The organism is Phreatobacter sp. GW821-FHT04C01 (assembly GCF_059420385.1).
Genome location: NZ_JBWKTP010000005.1, coordinates 330160 through 343261 on the forward strand (window position 1 = coordinate 330160; position 13102 = coordinate 343261).

Consider the following 13102-nt stretch of genomic DNA (forward strand, 5'->3'; position numbering starts at 1 on the left):
CCTACCGCCCGGGCAGGCTGCGCGCCGAGAAATCGCAACAGACCCGGGCGATCGCGGCCATGCGGGCGCCGAGCGGCGACAGGTCCTGGGCCCGGTGGACGGCGAAATAGTGCAGCAGCGGGATAGGCGGCTCGGTCGCGATGATCCTGAGCTTGCCGCTGGCGATCTCCGGCGCGAAATAGCTGGCGGTCAGGAAGGTGATCCCGAGGCCGGAGGCTGCGAGCCCGGCCAGCACGTTCAGGCTGTTGCACTGGACCACCTGGTTGACGGTCAGGCCATTGGCCACCGCCCAGTCGAGCACCAGGCGCTGCAGGCCGGAGCCCTGGCCCTGGGTCAGGATCGGATAATGGATCAGCTCTTTCAGCGGGATCGTGTCGGTTGCCGGACCGAAGCCGGGCGCGCAGACCCATTCGAGCTTGACGCCCTGCAGGGGCACGGCGGCGAAGGCCGAGCCGGGCGGCGGGTCGAGCCCGATGACCAGGTCGAGTTCGTTGGCACCGAGCTTTTCGAAGAGATCGATGCTGGCGGCGACTTCAGGCACCGGGACCAGGCCGGGATAGTCGGCCTTCATCGCCACGATGAATTTCGGCAGCCAGGTGAGCGCGACCAGTTCGGTGACGCCGAACCGGAACGGCCCGGAAAAGGTGGCGGCGCCACCGGCCGCTTCGCGGAAGCGCAGCTCCAGCGCCAGCATGTCGGCGGCGAGCGACAAGCTCGCCTCGCCGGCGCGGGTCAAGCGCAGGGCGCGGCTGGAGCGGTCGAACAGCGGCCCGCCGATGACGTCCTCGAGCTCCAGGATGCGTTTCGAAACGGTCGACTGCGCGAGGTTCAGGCGTTCCGACGCCTCGACGAAACCGCCGAGACTGGCGGTCCAGTAGAAGGCCTCGAGCTGCTTCAGGGTCACGGGCATGGGCACTTCCCTGCGGAAGGAAAAGCGCTGATGAATCAATCCTCTCCCAGAGGGAGAGGGTGGCGCCGTCAGGCGCCGGGTGAGGGGCGTGGGCGCCGAGAACAGGTGCCGACGCTCGCGCAGCATGCCGCTCTATCCGGACATGGACACCCCCTCACGCGGGTCCTGACGGACCCACCCTCTCCCTCTGGGAGAGGGTCAATTCAACAGCGCTCCGCCTCCGCCGAACCACATTTCATCCCCTCTTCCCCTACCCCCTTCAATGAAGAAAAGCGATGCCGAACGCGAATAATATTCGCTTTCTGTCATCGCGCACGGGTCACATAATCTTTACCCAGCCCGCATTTCAGCACCCGGTTCCAAAATCCATGTCGCTCATCGGTCATCGCTCCAACGCTTCGGCGCCGCCGGTTCCGCAGACCATCCTCGACGCCTTCCGGGCGGCCCAGGTCGCGGTCATCTCCGACAACATGAACCGGTTGCACGGCACGCGGGCTCTGCGTCCCTATCACCGCTCCGGCAAGCTGGTCGGCACGGCGGTCACCGTGAAGACCCGGCCGGGCGACAATTTCACCCTGCACAAGGCCTATGAGATCCTCAGGCCCGGCGACGTGCTGGTGGTCGACGGCGGCGGCGACCTGATTCAAGCCCTCGTCGGCGAGATCATGATGAGCCGGGCCAGGACCATGGGCGTCGCCGGCTTCGTCATCGACGGCGCCATCCGCGACGTCGCGGCCTTCGCCGCCGCCGACTTCCCCTGTTACGCCCGTGGCGTCACCCATCGTGGCCCCTACAAGACCGGCCCCGGCGAGATCAACGTGCCGGTCGCCATCGACGGCATGGTGGTGATGCCGGGCGACGTCGTGGTCGGCGACGAGGACGGCGTCGTCTGTTTCGATCGTGCCGATGCCGAGGAGTTGCTGGCCCTGGTGCAAAGCCAAGAGGCGCGCGAGGCCGGTGCGCTCAGCGCGATCGCCGAGGGCCGTTTCGACAATTCCTATATCGGCGTGGCCGGCATCGCAGCCAAGACTGATACCCGCGATACCGGGAAGGCCTGATCATGACCGAAATTCCGCTGTCGCCGCGCGTCAAGCGCATCAAGCCCTCGCCCAGCATGGTTGCGCGCATGCGCGCCCAGGAACTGAAGGCCCAGGGGCATGACATCATCGACCTGACCGTCGGCGAGCCGGACTTCGACACGCCGGCCCATATCCAGGCCGCGGCGACCGCCGCCATGGCGGCCGGTGAAACCCGCTACACCCCGGTCAACGGCACGCCGCGCCTGCGCAAGGCGATCGCCGCGAAATTCGCCCGCGAGAACGGCGTCACCTATGACCTCGACCAGATCACCGTCGGCGTCGGCGCCAAGCAGGTCATCTTCAACGCGCTGGCGGCGACACTCGGCGAAGGCGACGAGGTGATCGTGCCGGCGCCCTATTGGGTGTCCTATCCGGACATGGTGCTGGCCTGCGACGGCACCCCGGTCATCGTCGCCTGCGGCGAGAATTCCGGCTTCAAGCTGACCGCGGAGGCGCTCGAACAGGCGATCACGCCGAAGACCCGCTGGCTGATCCTCAACACGCCGTCGAACCCGACCGGCGCCTTCTATTCGGCAGCCGAGATGAAGGCGCTGACCGAAGTGCTCAAGCGCCATCCCCATGTCGCGCTGATGACCGATGACATCTACGAGCATATCCGCTTCGACGGCGGCGAACCTGTCTGTCCCGTGGCGATCGAGCCTGGCCTTGCCGGCCGCACGCTGCTGGTCAACGGCGTCTCCAAGACCTATGCCATGACCGGCTTTCGCATCGGCTACGGTGCCGGGCCGAAGCCGCTGATCGCCGCCATCAACACCATCCAGTCGCAGACCACCTCGGGCGCCGCCTCGATGAGCATGGCGGCGGCCGCGGCAGCCCTCGAAGGCGACCAGGGTTTCGTCGCCGAGACGCGGGCCGCCTACAAGGCACGGCGCGACCGCGCCGTGGCGCTGTTGAACGACATCGACGGCATCACCTGCCAGAGGCCGGACGGGGCCTTCTATGTCTATCCCTCGGTCGCCGGGCTGATCGGCCGCAAGCGGCCGGACGGGCGTGAGCTGAAGACCGATTTCGACGTGGCGCTGTTCTTCCTGGAAGAGGCCGGCGTCGCCGTGCTCGACGGCGCGGCCTATGGGCTCTCCCCCTATCTGCGCCTGTCGATCGCCACCTCTCTCGCCGACATCGAAGAAGCCTGCGCGCGGCTCAACCGCGCCAGCCAGACACTCAACTGATCAAAAACCAAAGGGGATCCACCATGACGCTCACCTCCCGGCTCACATCCATGCTGGCGCTCGGCGCGGCCCTGGTCGCCGGCGCGACGGTCGCCGCCCAGGCCGACCAGCTGGCCGACATCCGCGCCCGCGGCAAGCTGATCTGCGGCACGCTCGGCACCGCCGAACCGTTCTCGTTCCAGCATCCGCAAACCCGCCAGATCGTCGGCTATGACGTGGACATCTGCCAGAAGGTGGCGGAATCGCTCGGCGTCGCGCTAGAGCTGAAGCCGATCGCGGTGGAGGCGCGCATCCCCGAGCTGATCCAGGGCCGGGTCGACATCCTCGCCGCCAATCTCGGCTACACGCCCGAGCGTGCCCAGCAGATCGACTTCTCCTTCTCCTATTTCGTCAGCCAGCAGAAGATCATGGTGACGCGCGAATCCGGCCTCACCATGCTGGAACAGCTCGCCGGCAAGAAGGTCACCGCGCTCAAGGGATCGTCCTCCGAGCAGGGTGTGCGCCGCCTCATCCCGGCCGCCGAAACCGTGACCTTCCAGGACACCTCGGCCGCCTTCCTGGCGCTGGTGCAGGACAAGGTCGACGCCTTCTGCGCCTCGGAACTGATCCTGGTGAAGCTGCGCCAGCAGGCGCAGGCGACCAACCCGATGGTGGTGATCGAGAAGTCGCTGTTCGTGGAGCCCTGGGGCCTCGGCTTCCGCCGCGGCGAGACGGCCTTCCGCACCCATGTCAACGGCGTGCTGACGCAGCTGGAAAGCTCGGGCGAGATCGATCGGATCTTCACCCGGTGGCTGGGCGAAGGCACGGTGTTCAACATCCGCCGCGACTTCAAGATCGAAGAGATCCGCGGCTGAGGTTTTTTGCGGGGGCTCGCGCGACTTAGCCCGCTCCCAACGGGAGAGGGGCGAACCGTCATCAACCCTCTCCCAGAGGGAGAGGGTCAATTGAGCGCCCTCCCACCGGACCTGACGCGATGGGCTATGTCTTCGATCTCGGCGCGGTGCTGAGCGGCCAATATCTGAACTGGTTCCTGATCGGCATCGCCACCACCCTGGCGCTGACCGCGGCGGCCTGGTGCCTGGCCATGACCATGGGCATCCTGCTCACCCTCATCCGGATGATCCCGTTCCGGCCGTTCGAATGGCTGGTCGCGCTCTATGTCGAATATCACCGCAACGTGCCGCTGCTGGTACAGATCTTCGTCTGGTATTTCGGCGTGCCATCGCTTTTGCCGCGCTGGGCGAGGCTCTGGATCAACGCGCACAATGGCGAGTTCCTGCTGGCGACCGTCGCGCTCGGCCTGGCGGCCGCCGCCTATGTCGCCGAGGACCTGAGGAGCGGCATCCGCTCCATTCCCAAGACGCAATATGAGGCGGCCCGCTCGATCGGCTTCGGCTATCTCGGCGCCATGGGTTACGTCGTGCTGCCGCAGGCGCTGCGCATCGTCATCCCGCCTTTGATCAACCAGACCCTGCTCCTGTTCAAGAACACCAGCCTCGCCATGGCGATCGGGGTCGGCGAGCTGACCTATCGCACCCGCGAGGTGGAGAGCTACACGTTCAAGACCTTCGAGGCCTTCGCGGTGGCGACGGCAGTCTATCTCGCCGTGTCCTTCTGCATCATGGCCATCGGCGACCTTGCCGACCGCCGGCTCAAGCTGGAGGCGCGCTGATGTTGCAGATCCTTCAGGACAACTGGCTGCTGTTCCTCATCGGCCAGTATCCGCACGGTCCGATCGGCGGCCTGGCCATGACCATGTTCATGGCGGTCACGGCGCTCACCTTGTGCTTTCCCATCGCCATCGGGCTGGCGCTGGCCCGCCTCAGTCCCTATCGGGCGCTGCGCCTGCCGGCCACCGCCATCGTCCACGGCGTGCGCGGCCTGCCGCTCATCATGTTCGTGTTCTGGACCTATTTCTTCTCGCCGCTGATCATCGGCCGTGCCGTCGGTGGGGTCGAAACCCTGGTCATCGCCCTCGTCATCTATGAAGCGGCCTATCTCTCCGAAATCATTCGTGCCGGCATCGAGGGTCTGCCCAAGGGCCAGATCGAGGCCGCGAGAGCACTGGGCCTCGGCTATTTCCCCACCACCTTCAAGGTCGTGCTGCCGCAGGCCCTGCACAACATGCTGCCGAGCATGGTCAGCCAGTTCGTCTCGACCATCAAGGAAACCTCGCTCGGCTATGTCATCAGCGCGCATGAAATGACCTTCGCGGCGAGCCAGGTGAACAACGTGCTCCTGACCAAGCCCTTCGAGGTCTATGGCATCCTGGCGCTCACCTATTTCACGCTCTGCTTCGCGCTGACCTCGCTCGCCCGCTTCATCGAGCGGCGAATTTCGACCGAGCGCGGTTCCGCGCCCGGCGTGACGATCACCGCGTGAGGCGCCGATGATCCGCTTCGACACTGTCGACAAATGGTTCGGACCGATGCAGGCGCTGGCCGGCGTCTCCGGCGAGGTCCGCCGCGGCGAAGTGAAAGTCCTGGTCGGGCCGTCGGGCTCGGGCAAGTCGACGCTGATCCGCACGGTGACGCGGCTCGAGGCGATCCAGGGCGGCCGGGTGCTGGTCGACGGCCAGGATGTCGCCGGTCGCGGCCTCGACATCAACGCCTTGCGCCAGCGCGTCGGCTTCGTGTTCCAGGCCTATAACCTGTTCCCGCATCTGACCGCCGCCGGCAATATCACGCTCGGCCTCGTCAAGCTGCGCGGCCTGGCCAAGGCGGAGGCGCGTGAACGGGCGCTAGCCGAACTCGCCCGGGTCGGCCTCGCCGACAAGGCCGACGAGATGCCCGGCAAGCTCTCCGGCGGCCAGCGCCAGCGCGTCGCCATCGCCCGGGCGCTGGCCATGGACCCGCAAGCCATGCTGTTCGATGAACCCACCTCGGCGCTCGATCCGGAAATGGTCGGCGAAGTGCTCGCCGCCATGAAGCAGCTCGCCGCTGCCGGCATGACCATGATCTGCGTCACCCACGAAATGGGCTTTGCCCGCGAGGTGGCCGACGAGATCTGGTTCATGGAGCAAGGGCGCGTCGCCGAACGCGGCGCGCCGGCGGAGCTGATCGACAGCCCCCAGCACCCGCGGCTGAAGAGTTTCCTCAGCCGGCGGGTGTGAACGCGCAGCCCCGCTCAGTAGCGCGCGTGGATGCGCATGCCGAAGACATGCACCGGGCCGGCGCGATCACGGTTGTAGCCGGGGTTGTGGACGAGCTGGTAATTGGCCGCGACGAAGACGTTGTCGCGGTAAACCGGCAATTCGTAATAGGCCTCCATCACGCGTTCGCTGCCGTAGCGCAGGCGCCCGTCACCGACGATGATGCCGGTGCCGCCGGAGGCCAGGAACTCCTTGTGAAAGCGCGACAGGTCGTTCTGCGCCACCGCGATGCCGGCCGAATGGCCCGGCCGATCCCATAATTCACCCTTGAAACTCAACCCGAAAGCGACCGACCGGTCGATCTGGGTGAAGGCGAAGGTCTCGGTCTTGCCGTCGTTCCAGCTCGCACGGAAGAACGCCCCGACATTGTCGGCGAGCTCCTGGTCGACGAGAATTCCCGCGCCGTATTTGCGGTTGCCGTAGCGCCGCGTCAGCGCGATGGCATCGTCGGCCGTCAGCCCGCCCATGCCGGCAATGCCGAGCGCCTGCTGGAAATCGCCCATCCGACCGAACGAATAATAGACGAAGGGCTTGATGGCGCCCGGCCGACCGAACCAGCGATGCTGGTAGGCGACCTCCAGGATGTGGTTGAGATTGTTCATCCGGAACGGCAGCTCGCCGCCATTCGGCTGCGAGGGCAGAAGCAGAGCGCCGTAACGGATCGCCCAGGCCGGGTCCGGGATCACCTCGATGGCGACGCCCTGGGTATAGCCGCGCACGTCGGCGGCGAAATCCCAGGCCCCAGGCGCCCAGAACGACCAGTTCCAGAACTGCCGCCGCGGATCACCGGCATAAGCGCTGGTCTGGAATATATCGGGACCGGCGAATTTGCCGACGGTGACGACCACCCGGCGGGTCGGCACGAAGCCGGCCAGCTGGTTGAAGTCGCCCGGCCGCCATTCGGTCTCCGGCCCGAGCGCGAAAGTCTGGCGCAGGAACAGGCGGGCGACCGACAGGACGCCGACACGGTTGCCGGCCTTCTGGGCGTCGCCATTGGTGAAGCCGGCGATGCCGACCGTCTCGGCCAGGCCGAAGCCCTGGAAAAACTCCGGGTTGAAATAGAGTTCGCCGCCAGCCCACGGCATCCGGACCCCCAGATAGCCGGTGATGCTGGTCGACTGCCGCACCTGGCCGCCCGGCGGCAGGCTGTTCAAGCCGCTATAGGGCGCGCGAAAGCTCGGATAGCCCTGGATGAATTCGGTCAGCTGCGCATTGAACCTGATATCCTCGGGCACTTGCTCGCCGGATGGCGTGGACCAGCCTTGTGCTTTCGCCGGAATCGCCGCGAGCGACAAAAGGGCGGCGCAGGTGGCGGCGCGAATGGCCCTGGCGGGCCGGGTCTGACATGTCATTGGTCACCCGTATCGATATGTTGCGCTATGTTTCGATAGTTTGTGAAGGGCGTGTGTCAGGCGGCCCGGAACAGGCCGCCCGCTCCGTTCAGGCAAGACCGCGCGAAGGCCCGCGATCGATCCTCCGACGGGCTGCCGGGCACGGCATCGGTGCCGCATTCCGGTCCACGGACCGGCTGCACGGCGGCCAGCCAGACCGGCAGTTTCGCGGCCCGCGCCATGCGCACGAGATCGGCGGTGTCGCGGCCGCCGGGAAAGGCCAGCAGAAAATCGGGCCGGCTGTCGGCAAGCATGAAGGCGTTGCGCCGGGCCTCAGCCTTGGCGCCGAGCAAGGTCCAGTTCGGCGGGTAACGCACGACATGGACATTGTGCTGGCGGGCCCAGGCCTCAGCGACGGTGCCGATGGCGGCAAGGCCGCCATGGATGAGGACATCGATCGGCTGCCCGCCATGCAGGCGGTCCAGCTCCCGGCAAATGGCGGCCGCATCGTCATAGTGCCGCCCACCGCAGATCAAGAGGCGCATGGGGGTTCTCCTTCGGGCATTGTCCCGGGACGCGGCACCGCGGCCGGCCTTGCGGGGTTTCAATCGGGTTTTCAGAGGCGAGGTTCGGGGCGGCGGCGCCTCCCGGCCGGCACGCGACACGTGCGGGCCGGGCCGACGCCGCGGTGCGTCACAGCCAGGTCTTGAACCGGCGGATGTAGAGCGTCTTGACGATCTGGGTCAGCACGCAATAGCCGACGAGGGTTCCAGCGAGCCACGGGAAGTAGTCCCACGGCAGCGGCTGCAGGCCGACGGCGGCGCCGAGCGGCGAGAACGGCACATAGATGCCGAAGGCCATGATCGCACCGGTCAGCAGCAGCACCGGCCAGGCCGCCGTGCTCTGGATGAACGGGATCTTGCGGGTGCGGATCATGTGGACGATCAGCGTCTGCGACAGCAGGCCCTCGATGAACCAGCCGGACTGGAACAGCGACTGGTGCTCCGGTGCATTGGCGCTGAAGACAAACCACATCAGGCAATAGGTCGAGATATCGAAGATCGACGAGATCGGCCCGATGCAGATCATGAACCGGCCGATATCGCCGGGCAGCCATTTGCGCGGCTCGCGCAGGAATTCCCGGTCCATCCGGTCGAACGGCAGCGCCAGCTGCGAGATGTCGTAGCAGAGGTTCTGGATCAGCAGGTGGATCGACAGCATCGGCAGGAACGGCAGGAAGGCGCTGGCCACCAGGACCGAGAAGACGTTGCCGAAATTCGAGCTGGCGGTCATCTTGATGTATTTGATGATATTGCCGAAGGTCTCACGCCCCTTGATGATGCCTTCCTCCAGCACCATCAGGCTCTTTTCCAACAGGATGATGTCGGCCGATTCCTTGGCGATGTCGGCGCCGGTATCGACGGAAATGCCGACATCGGCGTCACGCAGCGCCGGCGCGTCATTGATGCCGTCGCCGAGGAAGCCGACGGTGTGGCCATTGGCCTGCAGGGCCTTGACCACCCGCGACTTCTGCAGCGGCGACATCTTGGCGAAGACCGTGCGCTGTTCGACCAGGCGGCCGAGCGCCTTGTCGTCGAGGCCTTCCAGGTCGCGCCCGAGCACCGGCTCGCCGGCATCGAGCCCGACCTCCCGGCAGATCTTGGCGGTGACCACCGCATTGTCGCCGGTCAGGATCTTGATCGCCACGCCATTGGCGCGAAGCGCCGCGATGGCCGGACGCGCGGTCTCCTTGGGCGGATCCAGGAAGGTCAGGAAGCCGCGCACAACGAGGTCCCGCTCATCCTCGTTGCCGTAGAGCGGCTTCGTCTCGCCACGGCCGAAGAGACGGGTGGCGACCACCAGGACACGAAAGCCGTCCTCGTTATGGCCACGGGCGAGGGCCATCAGTTCGGCGCGCTTGGCGTCGTCGAGCGGCCGCACCTCGTGTCCCTCGTGGACATGGGTCGCGATCGACAGCAACTCCTCCACCGCGCCCTTGCAGATCATCAGGTGCTCGCGCTGGATGGTCTCGACGACGATCGACAGGCGGCGACGGATGAAATCGAACGGCAATTCGTCGATCTTCTTGTAGAGCGCGCCGTCGCGGACATCGCCCTTCTCGGCCATGAAGCGCACGACCGCCTGGTCCATCAGGTTCTTCATGCCGCTCTGGTGATGGCTGTTCAGCCAGGCGAGCTTCAGCACCTCCTCATCGGGCCGGCCGGCGCTGTCGAGATGGTGCTCGAGGATAACGCGATCCTGGGTCAGGGTGCCGGTCTTGTCGGTGCAGAGCACGTCCATCGCGCCGAGATTCTGGATGGCGTTGAGCCGCTTCACCACCACTTTGTGCCGGGCCATGGCGACGGCGCCCTTGGACAGGTTGGCGCTGACGATCATCGGCAGCATTTCCGGCGTCAGGCCGACCGCCACCGAAATGGCGAAGAGGAAGGCCTCCATCCAGTCGCCCTTGGTGAAGCCGTTGATGACCAGCACCACCGGGACCATGACCAGCATGAAGCGGATCAGCAGCCAGCTGACGCTGTTGACGCCGCGATCGAAGCTGGTCTGCGCGCGTTGGCCGACGATCGACCGGGCGAGCGAGCCGAAATAGGTCCGCCGGCCGGTCGCGACCACGACGGCGGTCGCCGTGCCGCTGACCACATTGGTGCCCATGAAGCAGACATTGGGCAGGTCGAGCACATCGGCCGGCGCCAGCACCGGCATCAGCGTCGATTTCGCCGCGACATTGCCGAGCGTGTCGTATTTCTCGACCGGCAGGGATTCGCCGGTCAGTACGGCCTGGCTGATGAACAGGTCGCGCGAAGTGATCAGCCTGACATCGGCCGGCACCATGTCGCCGGCCGAAAGCTGGACGATGTCGCCGACCACGAGCTCCTGCATCGGGATCTCGCGCGGCTTGGTGCGACCGGCCTCGCCGGCGCGCCGCAGTACCGTGGCGGTGGTGCGCACCATGGCCTTCAGCTTGTCGGCGGCGCGGCCCGAGCGGAACTCCTGCCAGAACCGGAGCGCCACGCTGATGCCGACCATGACGCCGACAATGATGACCGGCCGCAATTCGTCAGGGCTCGAAATGAACTGGATGGCGGCGAGCGCCACCAACACCAGGATGAACGGGTTGTTGAAGCAGCGCGCCAGCTGGACCAGCCAGTGCGGCGGCCGGTCATGGGCGACCTCGTTGGGGCCATCCTTGGCGAGCCGCTCCACGGCCTCCAGCTGGGTCAGGCCGTCACGGTGGCCCCGGACATTGGCAAAGGTCGCCTCGAGGCTGTTCTGGGCCTCGCGCACGGCGCGCATCGACAGGCGCTTGTCGTCGAAGGGTTCCGCCTGTCTCAGGTCGGAACGGTTGGTCATCTTGTTCATGGCTCGGTCTCCTGCCGCGGGTCGACGCGGCAGCGACACGGGCCGTCACCCGCCAGGCGGGCGTGACCGGTCGTGCCGAGCCGCGCACCGCGCAGTCGGTTGGAAGAGATGTTCGGTATCGGGGATTGCCCACCCTGCCCCGCGGTCCCCGCGGACAGGGGGCATGGCGGGCCTACTAGAATAGTCGTCCATGGCTCGATCCTGATGTCCGGGTGGCGGTTATCGCGGCGAACCGGAGGCCGGTCGCCGGGCGCAAGCGAGATCGGCGCAAGCGGGATCGGCGACTGTCGTCGCCTTCGGTCTCCAGGGCCCAGCACAGTTCGGCCCGGCCGCTTGCCGCGTTGACGCGCCAGGTCGCGCGCGGCCGGCCCGTCGCATGGCGGTCGGGCACGGCCGCAAGGCTTGGCCGAGCCGCCGCGCGCATCATGCGCGGCCGATCGCCGGAGCGCCGCCGGCCGAACCGGGACACCGCGCCGCGCGCGCCGAGAAGGTTTTCAAAGGTGTCGTGAAGAGTTGCGAACGTGAAGTTCATGGCTCACCTCCTGACCGGACCCCATCCGGCCAGAGGCGAGCGACGATCGAGCCCTTAAGCCCTGGCGCCGTTCAGCCGACCAGTCGGATCGGATCCCGTCTTGCTCAGTTGTTGAAGCGCCCGGCCAACCACGGAGGTCGCCGCGACGCTGCTAGGGTCGCTGTCCATTGCTCTGCTTTGATTTTGAAAAAAGGCTCGGCACGGCCGAGCAAGGTTGGGGTAGTTCGCCGGGATGAGCCTGTCAACCCAAAAAGCGCCCGCCGGCAAAGGCCTATTCGCCGGCCGGCGCCAGGGCCGCGCGACGCTCCTGCCGGGCCCAGACGGCGGTCATGACGGCGGCAGCCAGGATCAGAGGCAGGATGACGATATTGAGCCTCGACCAGCCATAGATCTCCAGGAGCGGGCCGGCGCCGAGGGTGGCGATGGCGGTCAATCCGTAACGCAGGATTTCGGCCGCCCCTTGAGCGCGCGCCCGCTCGGCCGGCCGGTATGACCGGGCCAGCAAGGTAGTGCCGCCGACAAACATGAAATTCCAACCCACCCCCAGGCAGAACAGCGCAATGTAGAAGGCCGTCAGGCTGGTGGAAGCAACCGCGACCACGGCGCAGGCGAGGTTCAGCACCATGCCGGCGAACAGCACGGCGGTGAGCCCGAACCGGCCGATCAGCCGGCCGGCGAAGAAGGACGGCCCGAACATGCCGACCAGATGCCATTGGATGATATTGGCGCCGTCGTCGATGCTGTGGCTGCAGGCGACAGCCGCCAGCGGCGCGGCCGTCATGATCAGCATCATCACCGCGCCGCCGATGACATTGTTGGCGGCGGCGGCCAGGAAGATCGGCTGGCGCATCACGGTCGCGAGCGGCCGGGCCGGCAGGTCGAAGCCCTGCGTCGTTCCGGCATGCAGGGGGACATCACGATAGCCGACCGCGAGCAGCGCGGCGGAGGCGAGCCCGAGCAGGAACACCATGAGATAGGATCCGGCGAACAGCACGGGATAGAGATCCTTGCTCCAGGCGGCGAGTGCCGGGCCGAGGACCGCGGCGATGACACCACCGGCCAGCACTGTCGAAATCGCCTTGGCCTTGGCGTCGTCGGGCACCGAGTCCGCCGCGGCCAGCCGGTAATATTGGGCAAAGGCCTGAAACGCCCCGACCCCGGCCGTGCCGAGACAGAACAGCCAGAAATCGCCACGGAACACGGCGAGCACCGAGACGAGCCCACCGAGCGCGCCGAACAGGGCTCCCAGCGTGAAGCCCCAGCGGCGGCCGATGCGCTCCATCAGAAGCGAGGCGAAGATCGTCACGACGGCACCGGCAACGGTGATCATGGCGAAAGGCAAGGTGGCGAGCGACTTGTCGGGAGCGAGCTGGTAGCCGGTCAGGCCGGTCAGCGTCAGGTCGATCGCGACCGCGGCGGTGAACAGCCCCTGGCAGACGGCCAGCACCGTGGCATTGCGCGCGCCTGATGTCGCGGGGCGAAGACGATCGAAAATGCCTGATGCCATGGGCGCTTGCCACCTGATCTG

At 66.6% G+C, this 13102-nt stretch carries 11 protein-coding genes; 6 read left to right on the plus strand and 5 right to left on the minus strand.

All coding sequences use genetic code 11. The features are described 5' to 3' along the window. Position 1: 1 nt before the first annotated feature. Positions 2-910, minus strand: a complete 909-nt coding sequence (locus tag AC07WJ_RS20910) for a LysR family transcriptional regulator (RefSeq protein WP_494936570.1) — start codon at positions 908-910, stop codon at positions 2-4. A gap of 368 nt (positions 911-1278) precedes the next feature. Here AC07WJ_RS20910 and AC07WJ_RS20915 point away from each other — a divergent pair, with 368 nt between their 5' ends. The 6 genes from AC07WJ_RS20915 to AC07WJ_RS20940 all read left to right on the plus strand — a co-directional run bounded on the left by AC07WJ_RS20915 (position 1279) and on the right by AC07WJ_RS20940 (position 6291). Beyond that, positions 1279-1968: an RraA family protein gene (locus AC07WJ_RS20915; RefSeq protein WP_494936571.1), complete on the plus strand. Its 690-nt coding sequence runs from the start codon at positions 1279-1281 to the stop codon at positions 1966-1968. Continuing rightward, a complete protein-coding gene (locus AC07WJ_RS20920; RefSeq protein WP_494936827.1) occupies positions 1968-3179 on the plus strand; it encodes an aspartate transaminase in 1212 nt (403 codons plus the stop codon). Before AC07WJ_RS20915 ends, AC07WJ_RS20920 begins: the two co-directional genes overlap by 1 nt. Before the next feature lie 23 nt (positions 3180-3202). Beyond that, the gene (locus AC07WJ_RS20925; RefSeq protein ID WP_494936572.1) at positions 3203-4033 is read left to right on the plus strand and encodes an ABC transporter substrate-binding protein; all 831 of its coding nucleotides are present in this window, start codon (positions 3203-3205) and stop codon (positions 4031-4033) included. Between the two features lie 119 nt (positions 4034-4152). Then, complete coding sequence (locus AC07WJ_RS20930) at positions 4153-4851, plus strand: amino acid ABC transporter permease (protein WP_494936573.1); 699 nt, start codon at positions 4153-4155, stop codon at positions 4849-4851. Beyond that, positions 4851-5561: an amino acid ABC transporter permease gene (locus AC07WJ_RS20935; protein WP_494936574.1), complete on the plus strand. Its 711-nt coding sequence runs from the start codon at positions 4851-4853 to the stop codon at positions 5559-5561. The genes AC07WJ_RS20930 and AC07WJ_RS20935 overlap by 1 nt, the downstream gene beginning before the upstream one ends. Positions 5562-5568: 7 nt before the next feature. Continuing rightward, entirely contained in the window at positions 5569-6291 is a 723-nt protein-coding gene (locus AC07WJ_RS20940; RefSeq protein ID WP_494936575.1) for an amino acid ABC transporter ATP-binding protein, read from the plus strand. A gap of 14 nt (positions 6292-6305) precedes the next feature. Here the strand turns inward: AC07WJ_RS20940 and AC07WJ_RS20945 are convergent, their stop codons facing one another. From AC07WJ_RS20945 to AC07WJ_RS20960, 4 genes are all read right to left on the minus strand, one after another. Continuing rightward, complete coding sequence (locus tag AC07WJ_RS20945) at positions 6306-7682, minus strand: carbohydrate porin (protein WP_494936576.1); 1377 nt, start codon at positions 7680-7682, stop codon at positions 6306-6308. A 56-nt stretch (positions 7683-7738) separates the two neighbouring features. Further along, entirely contained in the window at positions 7739-8206 is a 468-nt protein-coding gene (locus tag AC07WJ_RS20950; RefSeq protein ID WP_494936577.1) for a DUF2493 domain-containing protein, read from the minus strand. 148 nt (positions 8207-8354) lie between these two features. Further along, positions 8355-11033 carry a magnesium-translocating P-type ATPase gene (gene mgtA, locus AC07WJ_RS20955; RefSeq protein ID WP_494936828.1) on the minus strand — a complete coding sequence of 893 codons (2679 nt, stop codon included), beginning with the start codon at positions 11031-11033 and terminating at the stop codon, positions 8355-8357. A gap of 812 nt (positions 11034-11845) precedes the next feature. Beyond that, positions 11846-13081, minus strand: coding sequence for an MFS transporter (locus tag AC07WJ_RS20960; RefSeq protein WP_494936578.1), 1236 nt, complete (start codon positions 13079-13081; stop codon positions 11846-11848). Positions 13082-13102: the final 21 nt, after the last annotated feature.

Bases quoted from the DNA above. Each gene is read 5' to 3' on its own strand.
- AC07WJ_RS20915 (WP_494936571.1), top strand. From the start codon at position 1,279: ATGTCGCTCATCGGTCATCGCTCCAACGCTTCGGCGCCGCCGGTTCCG.
- AC07WJ_RS20910 (WP_494936570.1), bottom strand. From the start codon at position 910: ATGCCCGTGACCCTGAAGCAGCTCGAGGCCTTCTACTGGACCGCCAGT.
- AC07WJ_RS20960 (WP_494936578.1), bottom strand. From the start codon at position 13,081: ATGGCATCAGGCATTTTCGATCGTCTTCGCCCCGCGACATCAGGCGCG.
- AC07WJ_RS20925 (WP_494936572.1), top strand. From the start codon at position 3,203: ATGACGCTCACCTCCCGGCTCACATCCATGCTGGCGCTCGGCGCGGCC.
- AC07WJ_RS20950 (WP_494936577.1), bottom strand. From the start codon at position 8,206: ATGCGCCTCTTGATCTGCGGTGGGCGGCACTATGACGATGCGGCCGCC.
- AC07WJ_RS20930 (WP_494936573.1), top strand. From the start codon at position 4,153: ATGGGCTATGTCTTCGATCTCGGCGCGGTGCTGAGCGGCCAATATCTG.
- AC07WJ_RS20945 (WP_494936576.1), bottom strand. From the start codon at position 7,682: ATGACATGTCAGACCCGGCCCGCCAGGGCCATTCGCGCCGCCACCTGC.
- AC07WJ_RS20935 (WP_494936574.1), top strand. From the start codon at position 4,851: ATGTTGCAGATCCTTCAGGACAACTGGCTGCTGTTCCTCATCGGCCAG.
- mgtA (WP_494936828.1), bottom strand. From the start codon at position 11,033: ATGACCAACCGTTCCGACCTGAGACAGGCGGAACCCTTCGACGACAAG.
- AC07WJ_RS20940 (WP_494936575.1), top strand. From the start codon at position 5,569: ATGATCCGCTTCGACACTGTCGACAAATGGTTCGGACCGATGCAGGCG.